General features: G+C 69.8%; 16 protein-coding genes and 1 pseudogene. 8 read left to right on the top strand and 9 right to left on the bottom strand.

The genetic code is table 11. The features are described 5' to 3' along the window. The first annotated feature begins 60 nt into the window (after positions 1–60). From K7B10_RS23510 to K7B10_RS23500, 3 genes are all read left to right on the top strand, one after another. On the top strand, positions 61–2010 hold the full coding sequence (locus K7B10_RS23510; protein WP_229338816.1) for a prolyl oligopeptidase family serine peptidase: 1950 nt from the start codon (positions 61–63) through the stop codon (positions 2008–2010). After that, the gene (locus K7B10_RS23505; protein WP_229338814.1) at positions 2007–2189 is read left to right on the top strand and encodes a hypothetical protein; all 183 of its coding nucleotides are present in this window, start codon (positions 2007–2009) and stop codon (positions 2187–2189) included. Before K7B10_RS23510 ends, K7B10_RS23505 begins: the two co-directional genes overlap by 4 nt. Before the next feature lie 81 nt (positions 2190–2270). Then, positions 2271–3608, top strand: a complete 1338-nt coding sequence (locus K7B10_RS23500) for a cytochrome P450 family protein (RefSeq protein WP_229338812.1) — start codon at positions 2271–2273, stop codon at positions 3606–3608. 113 nt (positions 3609–3721) lie between these two features. Here K7B10_RS23500 and K7B10_RS23495 read toward each other — a convergent pair whose 3' ends face one another. The 6 genes from K7B10_RS23495 to K7B10_RS23470 form a co-directional block, all read right to left on the bottom strand. Next, the gene (locus K7B10_RS23495) at positions 3722–3895 is read right to left on the bottom strand and encodes a hypothetical protein (protein ID WP_229338810.1); all 174 of its coding nucleotides are present in this window, start codon (positions 3893–3895) and stop codon (positions 3722–3724) included. A gap of 75 nt (positions 3896–3970) precedes the next feature. Continuing rightward, positions 3971–4390 (bottom strand): hypothetical protein, encoded by a 420-nt coding sequence (locus K7B10_RS23490; RefSeq protein ID WP_229338809.1) that lies wholly within the window; start codon positions 4388–4390, stop codon positions 3971–3973. Between the two features lie 209 nt (positions 4391–4599). Continuing rightward, positions 4600–4785 carry a hypothetical protein gene (locus K7B10_RS23485; RefSeq protein WP_229338807.1) on the bottom strand — a complete coding sequence of 62 codons (186 nt, stop codon included), beginning with the start codon at positions 4783–4785 and terminating at the stop codon, positions 4600–4602. A gap of 269 nt (positions 4786–5054) precedes the next feature. Beyond that, on the bottom strand, positions 5055–6320 hold the full coding sequence (locus K7B10_RS23480; RefSeq protein ID WP_229338805.1) for a multidrug effflux MFS transporter: 1266 nt from the start codon (positions 6318–6320) through the stop codon (positions 5055–5057). Positions 6321–6323: 3 nt separating this feature from the next. Next, a complete protein-coding gene (locus tag K7B10_RS23475; RefSeq protein ID WP_229338803.1) occupies positions 6324–6968 on the bottom strand; it encodes an NAD(P)-dependent oxidoreductase in 645 nt (214 codons plus the stop codon). A gap of 23 nt (positions 6969–6991) precedes the next feature. Further along, positions 6992–7744 (bottom strand): MBL fold metallo-hydrolase, encoded by a 753-nt coding sequence (locus tag K7B10_RS23470; protein ID WP_229338801.1) that lies wholly within the window; start codon positions 7742–7744, stop codon positions 6992–6994. Between the two features lie 81 nt (positions 7745–7825). On the opposite strand from K7B10_RS23470, the gene K7B10_RS23465 reads away from it, so the two are divergent. Further along, a complete protein-coding gene (locus K7B10_RS23465) occupies positions 7826–8455 on the top strand; it encodes a winged helix-turn-helix transcriptional regulator (RefSeq protein WP_229338799.1) in 630 nt (209 codons plus the stop codon). 841 nt (positions 8456–9296) lie between these two features. On the opposite strand, the gene K7B10_RS23460 is transcribed toward K7B10_RS23465, so the two are convergent. Continuing rightward, on the bottom strand, positions 9297–9746 hold the full coding sequence (locus tag K7B10_RS23460; RefSeq protein ID WP_229338797.1) for a hypothetical protein: 450 nt from the start codon (positions 9744–9746) through the stop codon (positions 9297–9299). Positions 9747–10053: 307 nt separating this feature from the next. Between K7B10_RS23460 and K7B10_RS23455 the strand changes: the two are divergent. The 3 genes and pseudogenes from K7B10_RS23455 to K7B10_RS23445 form a co-directional block, all read left to right on the top strand. Continuing rightward, positions 10054–10134: pseudogene (locus K7B10_RS23455) on the top strand (RacP protein); the annotation flags it as partial. A gap of 80 nt (positions 10135–10214) precedes the next feature. Beyond that, on the top strand, positions 10215–11063 hold the full coding sequence (locus tag K7B10_RS23450) for an IS5 family transposase (protein WP_308284627.1): 849 nt from the start codon (positions 10215–10217) through the stop codon (positions 11061–11063). A gap of 158 nt (positions 11064–11221) precedes the next feature. Continuing rightward, positions 11222–11428, top strand: coding sequence for a hypothetical protein (locus tag K7B10_RS23445; protein ID WP_229338795.1), 207 nt, complete (start codon positions 11222–11224; stop codon positions 11426–11428). An 11-nt stretch (positions 11429–11439) separates the two neighbouring features. On the opposite strand, the gene K7B10_RS23440 is transcribed toward K7B10_RS23445, so the two are convergent. Further along, positions 11440–11799, bottom strand: coding sequence for a ribosomal protein L7/L12 (locus tag K7B10_RS23440; protein WP_229338793.1), 360 nt, complete (start codon positions 11797–11799; stop codon positions 11440–11442). Positions 11800–12005: 206 nt separating this feature from the next. On the opposite strand from K7B10_RS23440, the gene K7B10_RS23435 reads away from it, so the two are divergent. Further along, on the top strand, positions 12006–13457 hold the full coding sequence (locus K7B10_RS23435) for an NF041680 family putative transposase (protein ID WP_229338791.1): 1452 nt from the start codon (positions 12006–12008) through the stop codon (positions 13455–13457). Positions 13458–13494: 37 nt separating this feature from the next. Here K7B10_RS23435 and K7B10_RS23430 read toward each other — a convergent pair whose 3' ends face one another. Further along, entirely contained in the window at positions 13495–14310 is an 816-nt protein-coding gene (locus K7B10_RS23430) for a hypothetical protein (protein WP_229338789.1), read from the bottom strand. Between the last annotated feature and the right edge of the window lie 300 nt (positions 14311–14610).

Raw genomic sequence — 14610 nt, 5'->3', positions numbered from 1 at the left:
GCCCACCACAGCCAAGGCCACCGGCGGCGGAAGCGGACACCAGCGAAGGGAGGGACGGCGATGAGCGGCGGTATCGGACCGGCGGTGCACGTCCCGTCCTTCGCCGCCCGCGACGGGCGGCGAGCGGTCGAGACCCGGTATGTGGACGGTCTCCCGCAGATCGTGGCCTGGGATCTGACGACGGGTCAGCGCCGCCAGGCGACCACCGCACCGCTGGGTGTGGAGACCGCGGCCATCGAGCCGGACGGCCACGGCCTGTGGTGGTTCGACGCCGCTCCCGACGGTCAAGGCCGCTGGCTGCGCGGGCCGTTCGAGGGCGGGCACCCGCGCCCGGCGCTCGACGGCGTGCCCGCCGGGCGGATGCACGGCCTGGCCTTCGACCCCCTCAGCGGCCTCGCCGCCGTCGGCGTCGGGGTCGCGGACCGCTCGCGGTACTACCTCGGCCGACCGGGCGAGCGCGCCCGCCTGGTGGCCGAGGAGCCCGGCTATGCGGCAGTGGCGGGCCTGACCCCCGGCGGCCGGCTGCTGGCCACCGCGGGGTGCCCGGCCGGACCGGCCGCGGTCCGGCTGTGGTCACCGGCCTCCGGCGTCCTCGTGGACGCCATCCCCGGCGCAGCGGGGGACGGCGACGGCGGCGCGGTGTGGGCGCTGGGCTTCCGCCCGGACCTCACCACCGCACGGCCGGAACTGCTGCTCGTCCTCGAACGCGCGGGCCGCTACACCCTGGCCTTCTGGCGGCAGGGCGAGGGGATCCGTACGCACGGTCCCGGCTCCGCCCTCGACTTCGATACGGAGATCACCGCCTGCTGGTACGGGCCCGGCCGCACGGCGCTGGTCCAGCAGGACCGGGCGGGACGCAGCCGCCTGCTCCGCGCCGACCTCGACCGCGGTACGACGACGGTGCTTCCCACGCCCGAGGGCACGATCATCGACTTCTCCTGCGCACCCGACCGCACGGTCCACTGCCTGTGGAGCCGCGACGGCGAACTGCCCCGGCCACTGATCTGCCACCCGGAAAGCCCTGAAAGCCCGGAAAGTACGGAGCGCCCGGAACCCCCGGAACGTCCCGACCGCTCCGGCCACTCCGGCCGCTCCACGACGGCGTCACGCGGCACGGCGCCCGGCGGAACGACCGGATCCGGGCGCCGCGAGCTGTGGACTCGTCGGCCGTACGGGCAGATCCACAGCTTTGTGGCCACCCCGCCCGGCCGCAGGGCGGGCCACCGCCCCTGGCCGACGGTCTTCCTCGTCCACGGCGGGCCCCACACCCACGACCGGGACGCCTATGACGCCCGGACCGAGGCCCTGGTCCGGGCCGGGTTCGCCGTGGTGCGCACCAATTACCGCGGCTCGACGGGCTACGGCCCCCGCTGGCGGGACGACTTCGGGCACCGGGTCGGCCTCGCCCAGCTCGAAGACCTCGCCGCGGTGCGCGGCCACCTCATCGACACGGGAGTCGTGGAGCCGGGCCGTACCGGCCTGTGCGGCTACTCCTGGGGCGGCTATCTGACGCTGCTGGCGATGGGCGTCCAGCCCCGGCTGTGGGACGTGGGGCTGGCCGTCGCCCCGGTGGCCGACTACACGGCGGCGTACCGGGCGACGACGCCGGCGCTGCGGGAGGTCGACGACCGCCTCTTCGGCGGCACCCCCGAGCAGGTGCCACACCGCTATCGCGCGGCCTGCCCGATGACCTATGTGGGCCGCGTACGCGGCCCGCTCTTCCTCGCCGCCTCGGCGGACGACGAGAAGTGCCCTCCGGAACAGATCGAGCGCTATCTCGCCGCGCTGCGGCGCCGCGACGTCCCGCATCGCGTCCGGTGGCTCGGCGGCGGACACGACGTGGGCCGTGACCCGGCCGGATACGCCGCCGCCTGGGCCGCCATGGTGCGCTACGCCGACGACACGCTGCGCGCCTCCCCCAGAACCGCCGACCGCCGCAACAGCGGGCGGACCGGCTCGCACCACCCCGTCCACCACACCGAAGAAACCGAAGAAAGGTCAACCCCATGAAGCGTCACGGACTGCGCGTCGACCCCATCAGCGCCACCGAGCGGGAGCGCGGGCTCATCATTCATCCGGACACCCAGGCCGCCCTGGACAAGGCGGTCCCGGTCCGGCCGAACGACCCGGCGCCGACCTGCACCACCCGCACGAAGAAGAACACGGAGAAGAAGTCGCCTCAGCAGTGAGCCCAAGCAGCGCCGTAGCGGGGTGCCACGCCCGGCACCCCGCCGCAGCGCCGGCCGTACCGGTGAGGACAGGAGAGCATCATGACCACAGCTACGGCAGCACCCCGGACGAACAGTCCCCGGCCGGAGAAGCACCGGCCGGACAAGCCCGAGACGACGGAACCGCGCCAGAAGCCGCCGACGTTCCTCAGCGACCCGTACCCGACCCTGGCCAGGATGCGGCAATCGGCCCCGGTCTCCGTGCTGCACAGCGACGGCGGCCTGCGGCTGTGGATCATCCCGCGCTACGCCGATGTCCGGGCCGCGCTCATCGACCCCCGCTTCGCGCAGGACGTGCGGCGCGCCCAGGCCCTGGCCGACAGCCGGGTCGAGGGCGTCAACCTGGGCACCGACATCACCCACATGCTCAGCAGCGATCCGCCCGACCACACCCGCCTCCGCCGCGTGGTCCAGGCGGCGTTCAGCCGCAAGCGCGTCGAGGCGATGCGGCCGATGGTCGAGCGCATCACCCTCGAACTCCTCGACGGGCTGGACGCGGCAGCCGCGCGCCACACGACCCGCACCACCACCGCCACGGTGGACCTGGTACGTGACTTCGCCTTCCCGCTGCCGATCCTCGTCGTCTGCGAACTGCTCGGCTTCCCGCCCGAGGACCGCGACCTCTACCGGAAGTGGTCGACCGCCATCGTCACCCAGGAGGGCGACCACGCGGCGGTCCGGCGAGCCGTCCAGGAGATGGGCTCGTACGTCCTGGACATCGTCGACCGGCGTATCCGCCGCAATGACCGTCCCGCCGATCTGCTCACCGAGCTGCTGGAGGCCCGCGAGCGCGGGGAACTGACGGACGACGAGATCGTGGGCATGGTCGCCCTGCTGCTGATCGGCGGGCACGAGACCACCGTGAACCTGCTGAGCACCTCCTGCCTCGCGCTGCTGCGCGATCCCGGCCAGGCCGCCTGGCTGCGCGCCGATCCCACCCGGATGCCCGGGGCCGTCGAGGAGTTCCTGCGCTACGACTCCCCCATCTGTATGGCCACCACCCGCTTCACCACCGAGCCGGTGGACGTCGGCGGGGTGGAGATCCCGAAGGACGAGTTCGTGCTGCTGTCCCTCGGCGCGGCCAACCGCGACCCGGCGCGCTTCCAGGACCCCGACCGCCTCATCCTCGACCGCCGGGACGCCGGCCATCTCGCCTTCGGCGGTGGCATCCACCGCTGCCTCGGGGCCCTGCTCGGCAAGCTGGAGACCGAGATCGCGCTCACCGCGCTCCTCGCCCGCTTCCCCGGAACGACCCTGGCCTGCCAGGAGCACGAATTGCGCTGGCGCAACACGATGATGCTGCGCGGCTTGGAGGCGCTGCCCGTCACCCTGCGCCGCCGACCGACGCCGCCCCGCCGATCAGGCGCCCGCCCGGTGTGAGTTGGGGGTGTGGTGGGGGTTGGGACTGTAAATCGTTCGGGTTTCCTCGGGCAGGCCGCAAGTCACCACGACCCTGAGCATGTCCTCAGCGAACTGTGCGCGGCCGCGCCAGGTCACCCAGAACACCGCCGTCCTTTGTCCTTGGCGTGTTCGGCCAGGGCAGTGGCGAGGGTGGCGGTCCAGTAGCCGCCGGAGAGGTCCGAGCTCGTCACCCCGCCGCGCAGCGCGGTACGGAGCCGGGGCGCGGCCAGTGATCCCGCGGCGGCCGCGGCTACTACCCGGTCCACGGGGGCCAGCCGTGCGGGTCCCGCCGCCGCTCCCGTGCCGGCGCAGGCTTGAGCTTCTCGGGTGAGCCTGTGAGCTCAGTGCTTCACTTCCTCTCGGGCGTTGCGGGCGCTGGTTTCCACTTTGGTGAGCAGGTCCTGCCGGATGGGCTCGTCCATGGAGCGGGTCTGCGCCCAGGTGCGGGCCATGTCGAGGCCCTGGGCACGCAGGCGTTCCGCGCGTTGCTGTTCGGGGGTGCTCTTGAGTTCCTGGAGCCACGTGGCGGTGAGGCGACCGGCCGACTCCGATTGGTCTGCCTGTTCGGTGAGCAGACGGTCGAAGACCGTGGTGTGCCATTTCCGGGCCTCTTGGGCATTCTGGCTTACGGCTGCGTCGGCGATGCCGTCCAGGAGCCCGAGAGCGCGGGCGTTCTTCGTCGGCGGCAGCGAGAGCTCTGAGCCGGTCGCGTCCGCGGGGACAACGGCGAGTTGTCCGGCTGCGGTGCGGGTCTCTGCCATCCGCAGCAACGCTCGCGTTTTCGGCCAGGCCATTGCAGGGTGGGGACGTCTCGTGCCCGAAGAGGAACCAGGTCCCGAATGCGCCGAGCAGGGCCAGGCATATTCCTGCCCCGGCCCACGCTTTCACCGGAACGGCCCGGCGTGCCGTGCTCCTCGTCATCGACGTCCCCATCTCGCTTTCTCGCTGCCCGATCAGTTGGTCGTGTCGGTCAGGTATTTGTGTGCTGTCTCCGTACCGCGGACCCGGCCTTCGAGGACTCGAGGGTGTAGTCCTGGAAGTACATGGGAGTCACCGCACCGCCGATGACGTGGTAGGCGAGCTTCGACTTCCAGTCGGCCTCGCTGTAGCCGGCCATCCGGCCGTCGTTGATCACGTCTTCCCGGATGGAACTCATGACGTCCAGTGCGGTGCCCGCCGTGCATGTCGACTCCAGGTTCCTCCGGCTTCGGTGACCAGGCGGGTGGCGGTCGTGTCGTGGTGGCCGAGTGCCTTCGCGATGATGGGTGTCGGGGCTTGGAGGACGAGCTGGCGGATCCCGGAGGTCCTGCCTCGTTGCGGCGGGACGCCGATCTTTCGCGTTCCACGCGTCGCTGCACCAGGCCGTCGTCGTACGTCCGTCACGCTGATCGCGGGATCACCCTGTTCGCCGGACGCTGGTCCGATTCACCGGGTGCCGTCTCGTCTGCGATCGATGTGCCGGCGCGGTCGCCGGTGCCCGGCACGTCCTTGGCGAGCCGGCCTGCGAGTGCGCTCACCGGGCATCGACCGGGTGAGGACGCCGAGTGTGAGCAGAGCGAGCGCCGGCAGCACGGCGACGATGATTCCCATCGGCAAGGCGTCGGTGGCGCCACCCGCGCCGGCCAGCGGAGCAAGTGCCCCGCCGAACATGAACTGGCTGAAGCCGAGCAGAGCGGCTGCCGACCCGGCGTGTCCGCCGTGGTCGGCCAGGGCCTGGGCCGCGGCGTTCGGCATGACCAGGCCCACGCTGGAGACCAGGACGAACAGGCCGATCAGGAGCACGGGCAGGGGTGCCCGTGTCAGCACCGCGCCCAGGACCGTGGTGCCACCGGCTGTCGCGCCCAGCAGACCGGCGAGCAGCAGCACGCGGGCGCCGGCCCGGGCCACCAGCCGGCCGCTGATCTGGGCGGCCGCGATGAGTCCGGCGGCGTTGACGGCGAACACGGCGCTGTACTGCTGCGGAGACAGGCCGTGGATTTCCTGCAGGACGAACGGCGAGCCGGAGATGTAGGCGAACATCGCCGCGAAGACCAGGCCGTTGGCCAGGACGTACCCGGTGAAGACCTGGTCGCTGAGCAGCTGCCCGACGACAGCCGGCAGTGGCTGGCGTGACGCGGAGGACCGGGTCTCCGGCAGTCCTGCGGCGGAGGCCACCAGCATCACGGCGCCGAGTACGGCCAGGCTCACGAAGATCCCCGGCCAGGCCGTGACGCGCAGTAGCTGGCCGCCGAGGACCGGCGCGAAGACCGGCGCCAGGCCGGTGATCAATGTCAGTGCGGAGAAGAGACGTGCGGTGCGGGTTCCGGAGGTGCGGTCGCGGACCATGGCGTTGGCGATGACGATGCCGAACGCCCCGCCGATGCCCTGGACCAGGCGTAGCCCTACGAAGGTCCGGACGTCGGGCGCCACCGCGCAGAGCGCGCTGGCGATCGTGTAGAGGGCGAGGCCCGCCAGCAACGGACGCCGCCGGCCGTAGGTGTCGCTCAGCGGCCCGGCGATCAGCTGCCCGATGGCCAGCCCGGCCAGGCAGGCGGTGATGGTGAGCTGGGTGGCCGCGGCGCTGGCGCTCAGGTCGCCGGCGAGGTCCGGCAGTCCGGGCAGGTAGCTGTCGATGGACAATGGTCCCAGGGCCACGAGCGCTGCGAGCAGGACGATGAATCGGGTGTGCCGGCCGGCGTCGTCGTTGCTCATGGCTCAGTACGCCACGGTGATGCGGCGGCGGATCGCGGTGCCGCTCTCGATCGTGTCGGCCAGGGCGATCGCGTAGTCGGCGTACGAGATGCGGCTGTTGCCGTCGTCGTCGGTGAGCAGGGTGTCCCCGGCGCTGCGGTAGGACCCGGTCCGCTCGCCCGCTGAGATGACCGCGGCGGGCGACACGTACGTCCAGTCGAGGTCGTGCACGCCGCGGTAGAGGTCGAGCGCTTCGGACTGGGCCTCGGCATTGGCCTTCCACAGCGCGGGGAAGTCCGGGTCGTCCATGACCCGGGTGCCGGTCGGCGTGCGCAGGCTCCCGGCACCGCCGATGGTGACCAGGCGGGTGACGCCGGCTCGGCGGAGTCCGTCGATCAGCGCACGGGCGGCACCGACGATCGTGGCGCGGTCGTTCTCCTGGCCGATCCGGGGGCCGACGGCCGACAGTACGGCGTCGTGGGAGGCGGCGAGGCCGGCGACCGCGGCGGCGTCGGTGACGTCACCGGTGGTCACGGTCAGGGCCTTGTGCTCGAGTCCGTCGACGTGGCCGGCTCGGGTGACCGCGGTGACGGTGTGGCGCCGACGCAGTAGTTCCTCGGTGGTGGGTCGGCCGATGTTGCCGCTGGCACCGAACAGGACGATCTTCATGTGTTGCTCCTTGTTTCGGATGGTCACAGGACGGGCTGGCCGTCGGCGACGATGGCCGCGGTGATGCCGCGCTCGTCGGCGGCGTGCTGGAAGCGCCGCTCGATGTCGGGTTGTTCGGTGTAGAACGGCGGGTTGTGGAACAGGCCGTAGTGCATGGCGCAGACGGTGCCGGCGCCGAGTGCGACGGCGGCCTCGACACCCTGCTCGGGGGTCATGGTCGCCGGGACGTTGGCCGCGTAGCCCTCGAAGTGGGCGATGACGCCGTTGACCGGGACGAACGCGACGTCGAACGGGCCGTGGTCGCGGGCGATCTGCCACCAGCTGCCGTGCCACTGGGTGTCGCCGCAGTGGATGACCCGCCGGCCGGCGCCTTCGACGACCCAGGCGACCTGGTCACAGTCGTTGCCGCGCCAGTCCAGCGAGGTCACCGGGGTGACGGTCAGCTCTCCGATGCGGCGTGACTGGCCCAGGTCCTGGGCGACGGGGGTGATGCCCACCTCGTGCAGCGCCGCCGCGCTCGGGGTGTGGCAGCCGATCGTGCCGGTGGCCGCGATCCGGGCGATCAGGTCGTGGTCGTAGTGGTCGGGGTGCAGGTGGGTGATGAGGGCGTGGGTGCCGGGCGGGGTATCGACCGGGTCAACCGGCCGGTGCGGCGGCCCCATCACCGGTGCCAGCGGAGCGACGTTCACGAGCGGGTCGATCAGCAGGCGGGTGTCGCCGAGACGGATCTCGACGCCGGCCCAGGCCAGCCGACGCACGGAAAGAGTGGGGGTCATGGGCAGCGACGCTAGACGGACGTTGTTGAGAAAGTCAACAAGCAAGTTTTGAATCTCAACGCCACGTTGTAGGGTGGTGGCATGCGCACCTATGGGCAGTACTGCGGCATCGCGAAAACACTGGACACCGTCGGCGACCGATGGACCCTGCTGATCGTCCGTGAACTGTTCGCCCTGGGTCCGTGCCGGCACACCGACCTGCGCAACGGGCTGCCCGGGATCGCCAGCAACCTGCTGGTCGACCGGCTCCGCGAACTCGAGGAAGCCGGCCTGATCCACCGCGAGGCCGCCCCGCCGCCGGTGGCCACCACCCTGTTCTCCCTCACCGAGCGTGGCCGCGAGCTGGAGCCGGTGCTGCGGGAGCTGAGCCGGTGGGGCATGCCGCTGTTGCGTGAGCCGGGCGGCAGCGACACCTTCCGCACCCACTGGCTGGACATGCCCGCCCGGGCACTGACCGACCACCGCCCCGACCAGCCGGCAATCGCCCTACAACTGCACGCCGACGGCAGCGAGGACCTGGTCATCGAAGTCAAGGACGGCTCGGTGCACACGCACGCCGGCCGGGTCGACCACCCCACCGCGTCACTGACCGGACCGCCGCACCTGCTGGCCGCGACCCTGCTCGGCGACCTCGATCTGAGCGCCGCAGTGCAGCAGGGCCTGCGGCTCAGCGGCGAACGCGAGGCAGTACTGCGCATCCTGCCCCGCTGATCCGGGTGTGAGACTGGTAGGAACATCGGTACCGCGGTTGGCGCTGAGAACGATCTTGGTCAGGGCGTAAGGGCTGGGCGGGCGGTTGTGGTTGCTCCGGGCGGGCGGTCCGCGCGGGGATGGGCTTGTGTGCAGGGGCGGCCGGGTAGTCCGGCGGCGTCCGACTCCGCCGCTGGTGCGGCGGACACGTGTCACACGGAAATCGGGTACTTCATCGTGCTGTTCAAGACCCGCGCAGCGGCGCTCGCTGTCGCCCTGGGCGCCGTCGCCGCGGTAGCCGCGAACTGAATTCGCACAGCGCGAATTGGTTACTCCGAGGTAGGGATGCGATCACCGGTGTGACTGATGCCCAATGACCGTTGTCAAGCGTCGAAGGTGCCTACCAGGCCCTGCCGATGGCACGCCGGAACCTTGCCCATGGAGAGGTCGGCAAGGTGACGTCAGTGACTTCATCCGGAGAGCCAGCATCCTGGGCAGCGGCGGTCCGCTCTGCCGGGTCCTCGTGAGCGTCTCCGCGGAATGCGATGGTGCAGGGTCCCGAATCTTGTGTCATCTTCCGCGCGGCGATGTCCACCCGATGTCCATTTCGACATGGCTGTGGGATGCATGCCTCCAGCGCTGGCACTTCGCCTCTTCGTGTACAGGACCCTTCCGGCTGTCATCTGTGCGTACAACCCGGGGTAGGACCCAGCGGTCGTCGGCCATCCGGGCCGCCTGGCACAACGCGGGTGGGGTTCCGATGGGGACAGCGGAGCCGGCGACACGTCACCCGGGGGCGCAGGGCCGGGCGCCCCGGGGTTTTGGCGATCAGCGGTTCGGGCGATCCCGGCAAATCACCGGATTACTTGGCCTCCAGGTCGCTCCTGATCATGGACACCGCAGAAGCCAGGATGCCGATGGCCCTCTGCACCTCGCGGATGCCCTCGTTGGTCTGGGGCTCGTCCTTCTGGTCGACCCCAGCGACACACGCGTTGCTTCCGTGCTCGAAGTCGGTAAGGGCTTCCGCCCAGAAACCCTTGGCCTTCTCGCTCGGAGGGGTGCCGTACTTCTTCGCCTTGGCCACCGCTGCCAGCAGCTCCTGACAAGCGGTGCGCTTGTCGTCCATCAATTGCATGCTCGCCGTGTTGACGTGGCTCGAGCTGTCGGACAGCGCCTTGACCCTGTCGTCACCCCCCCCCGAAGACCACCAGTCCTCCAACTCCTCGGCCGGGGTCGAGGAGCAGCCGACGAGCAGCACTCCGGTGGCAACGGTAGCGGTGGCGACAGTGAGCAAGCGGATGCCGAAACGCATGGGACCCCCAATATTCGAATCCCATTGATGTTGCCAGGAACCACCTTGGCGGGTAGGGCCAACGCGCGAACTGCCCATCGCAGGCGCTCCCGCTGGCCAGCGGCGCGTTCTCCGGCCAGCGAGGCCTTCTCGACGACATCGACGCGACCCGAACCGTTGCCGCAGGTCAGCGGCGTCCTAAATTTCGCGTTCTAGTTGTCCGGCGGGGCCAACTACGGCGCTAAGTCACATCTGAGCAGCTGTGACTGATTCCCAATCATCGTTGTCAAGCCTGCGGACCAGTCGGTCGATCGGGTCTGGTGCAGGTTCGGGTGACAAGTGGGTCAAGCACATCGTCGCCCAGCTCAACTCGATCGAATCCACCCTCGACCTCATCGCAACCGCCTGATCAATCCCGCGTGGGGACTGAGGGCCCGGCAAAAGCCGGGCCCGCAGCTCCGCTTCTTCAAGGTCCCCCGGGAGACCCTGATGCGCATCCGCCGCTATCCCTCGGATACCACCGACGCCGAGTGGGCCCTGCTCCAACCCATCCTCCCCGTCCCGGCCTGCGAAACCGAGGTCGGCGGGGCCCCGGAGAAACATCCGAGACGGGAGATCGTCGACGCCATCCGCTATGTCGTCGACACGGGTTGCAAGTGGCGAGCCCTCCCGGCCGACTACCCGCCCTGGCGCACGGTCTGGGGCTTCATGGCGAGGTGGACCGCAGCCGGAATCGTCGGTCAGATCCGCGACGATCTGCGCGGACGCATCCGTCGTGACATGGGCAAAGGCCCCAGAGCAGTCGCCACCGTGATCGACTCCCAGAGCGTCAAGGCCGCCGAGACTGTCGGCAAGGAGTCACGCGGCTACGACGCCGCGAAGAAGATCAACGGCCGCAAACGCCACATCGTCGTGGATACCCGCGGCCTTCCGCTGCTGGTCATGGTCACCCCGGCCGACATGACGGACCGCGACGCGGCCAAGGAAGTCCTCTTCCGTCTCCGGCTCATGCGCCCCGAGATCACCATCGTCTGGGCCGACTCCGCCTACGCCGGCCAGCTGGTCGCCTGGGCCAAAAAGTACCTCCGCCTCACCATCAAAACGGTCAGTCGCCCCAAGGACGCCACCGGATTCGTCGTCCTGCCCCGGCGCTGGGTCGTCGAACGCACCCTGGCCTGGCTCATGCACGCCCGCCGCCACGCCAGAGACTACGAACGACTCGTCCAGCACTCCGAAGCCCTCATCACCTGGGCCGCCATCACCCTCATGACCCGCAGGATCGTCCAGAAGAAAATCTGCACGGACGCAGGGGAGGACAAGCAAGATAGGGCCGCGTGAACGACACCTCGAACTGGCCTACCGACAAGCTGACCGCACTCCGCCTCGGGAGGAGGCTGGTGGCAGAAGTCCCAGCCACACGGACTGGCCGTCGGGCATTCGTGGACATTGCCCCCAGGCAGAGCCCACGTGACTCCGAGGCACACAAGCATGGCTGGGTGCCCAGCGCCGCGGACCGCGACTTCCGGCTTGAGCACTGGGAGTACGACAGCGAGCGCATCGAGGGCTTCGACTACGACATCGGAGCAGTCCTCGTCGCCTCTGCTGACGCTGCCGGCGAGTCGGAGCTGACGACCGTACTGGCCGACTGGCAACTGAGCCCCCGCCAGTTCGTCTACCCCTGGGACAGCGAGGACCCCAAGTAGCCGCGGAGTACTCAGAGCGCAGCCGACTGGCAACTCGCCCGGCAGGTCTCCGCAGGCCATGGCCCCTTGCACGGGGCCGAGTCGAGCGGGCCAGCCCCCCGCGAAACGGTGCGGTCGCACCAGTCGCACAACACTGTCGCGCAGGCGCCCGCATCCTCAAGTGCCCTGGCCGCCTCATCTGCGACTTCCAGCCAGTTGGGCTCCGTGACCGCTACGGGCGCGCGGTCGAGCAGGAGTTTGCTGTTCCAAAGGCTGAGGCCCGTGACCGTCCGGATCGCACGGACCACCTCCACCTTCCGGTCGCCTGCCTCTGTCAGCAGCACACGGAAACCCGGCTCTTCCACACACCCTCCCCAGCTACCCCAAGCCATCCCGGCAAGTGAACCATCCACGGGCCACGGCTGCTTGTCATGGGCGCCTCACAAACAGGTACTTAACTTGTTCTTTATGGTCTGACCTCGAACGATGCCCCGAACGTGATCGCTCATACGTGGATTCCGGGGACGTGAACACGGCCTTCGCCTGATCCTGTGCTCCGACGAAAGAGGCACTTGACCAGCACGAAGGCCGTGGGGGAATGAGTCTGCTGCATCACGATGCCGGGCGGGATGCGTTCGCTGTGGCGTCACACTTCCGAGACGCCTTCTACGCGTGCCTGCGCGCGTATGGCGACGAACTGTTCGAGCTGACTGACGCCCTGCTGTGTGCGGACGGGCCGGTGAGAACGCCGGTGGATCTGACACTACTGGCCGAGCATCGCCGAGGGCACGGCGCGTTGTACGCGGCGTTGAACGAGGGCCGTATCGACGTCGGCCGGCTGCGGCGGACGCTTGCCGCACTGCCGCAGCCACGGGCCGCCGACCACCGACTCGTCCTGGCCGTGGACGTAACCAACTGGCTGCGGCCCGACGCCGAATGTAGCCCAGACCGCCTGTTCTGCCACACCTTCGGCCGCGGCCGGGACCAGCACCTGATGATCCCCGGCTGGCCGTACTCGTTCGTCGCCGCCCTCGAATCAGGCCGGACCTCCTGGTGCCAGCTGCTGGACGCCGTCCGGCTAGGGCCCGAGGACGACGTCGCCGAGGTCACCGCCGTCCAAGTCCGCCGCGTGGTCGAAGACCTCATCGCCGGCGGTCGGTGGCGCGAGGGCGATCCGGACATCCTCGTCGTCTTCGACGCCGGCTACGACGCCCCACGCATGGCCCACCTTCTCGACGGTTTGCCCGTCGAGATCCTGGGCCGGATGCGCTCGGACCGCGTCATGCGCCGGCCCACGCCCACACAGCTGGAGTACGCCAACGCCTATCCCCGAGGCGGGCGACCGCCGAAGCACGGCAAGGAGTTCCGCTTCGCCAAACCCGAGACCTGGGGCGAGCCCGATGCGGCGACCGTCCAGGTCACCGACCGCTACGGCACCGCACAAGCGATGGCCTGGGACCGTCTCCACCCGAGGCTCACCACCCGCTCCGCCTGGATCGACCACGACCGCGAACTGCCCATCATCGAGGGAACGCTGATCCGCCTGCGGGTCAACCGCCTACCCGGCGGCGGTGACCCGCTTCCGCTCTGGCTGTGGTCCTCCGCCACCGGAATGACCGGCACTGATGTCGATCTGCGCTGGCAGGCGTTCCTCCGGAGATTCGACCTGGAACACACGTTCCGGATGATCAAGCAGACGCTCGGCTGGACCCGCCCGAAGCTCCGTACCCCGGAAGCGGCAGACCGCTGGACGTGGCTGATCGTCGTCGCGCACACTCAGCTCCGTCTTGCCCGGCCACTTGCGGAGGACGTCCGCCGCCCCTGGGAGAGACCGGTGGAACCGAACAGGCTCACCCCGGCCCGGGTCCGCCGGGGGTTCAGAAACCTCCGCCCCCACCTGCCCTGTCCGGCCCGTGCACCCAAACCCACCCGGCCCGGCCCCGGCAGACCCCTCGGCTCGAAAAACCAGCGACCCGCCACCCGCTACGACGTGGGCAAAACGGTCAAGCGACCCGAGAGCATCATCGAACGGAACCGAGCCAGACCCTGACGAGGCCGTGGGAGACCGCTTGTTTCAACCTCGGTGGTCACGTCGCGGTGGGGACGTAGGGCGCTGCTGCGACCTGGGCCATCGTCCGAAGATTCGCAAAGTAGGAGGCGCAGTACTCCTCGTTGATCAGAGGAACGATCTTGTCGAGGTCGGCGATGCAGCCCCAGAGGTAGGCGATGCCACTGCCGTCGAGCCCGCCCTTCAGCTCCCTCTGCACGAGGCCGGCGACATCGGCGTCCAGGAGGACCAGATCCACGCCGTCGAAGTCCACACCGCGGAAGCCGTCGGGGAACAATGCGCGCAGGTGGTCCTCCCACAAACGGGCGAGTCCTCCTTCGGGCTGTGCTCCGCCCACGTCGGCGGCTGTCGCCTCTGCCGCGGACGGTGGGCGAAGGAGCACGGAGACGGCATCGAAGACGGCACGCAGCATTGCGACGGCCCGGATCGGGCGGAGGGCGGCACTTGACGCGGCGCCCTGCGTGAGCTTGTCGCGCAGCAATCGGCTGCGGTCGAGTTCGATGGCGAGCTCGGCCGTGATGAGCCCTGCGTCGGTGGCCCGCTCGATGAGGACGTGGAGCGGTTCGTTCGTGGCCAGACGCTCAGCGAGGACGTGCTCCAGGGCGAACAGGGAATGCGTGACGGCGACGGTGGCGAACTCGTACCGGTAGTAGGAGTGCCGGATGAGCTCGCGGGAAGTTTCCAACGCGCTCATGACGTACATCGACGCGCCGCCGGGCAGAACTAGGTCGGCAACCAGAGCGTGCATCTCCGCATAGTCGAGAACGAGGTCGCGGGCGCGCGGGTCTCGTCCCGGCAGGAGGAGCGGGTCGGGCGGCGGTGGCAGGGTATTCACCGGTGCAGTCTTGTCGCCGGAGGTTGTCGGTGCCATCGGATTTGCTCGGGGCGGTTGGTAACCCGGGCCGCATCTCGCCAGCGGGTCCGACCTTAAAGAACAAGCTTAACCACGTCACGACCATCCACACTTTTAGCGGCCGGTGGCAGGCTCCGGTCGGCCGCGGAACACGTCGGAAGGACCCGGACATACTGAGTCGTCGTGAACGCATCGCGGTGGACGGCTTTCTGCTCGCCGTCCTCGTGGCGGTCGCTGGCTGGGACGCCGCCACCTACGGGTACGGCCGCACCCCACTGGTCC

This window comes from Streptomyces flavotricini, from assembly GCF_020639365.1.
GTDB classification, from domain to species: domain Bacteria; phylum Actinomycetota; class Actinomycetes; order Streptomycetales; family Streptomycetaceae; genus Streptomyces; species Streptomyces flavotricini.
The sequence above is the reverse complement of the archived record's forward strand: the minus strand, read 5'-3'. Positions and strand labels throughout refer to the sequence as shown.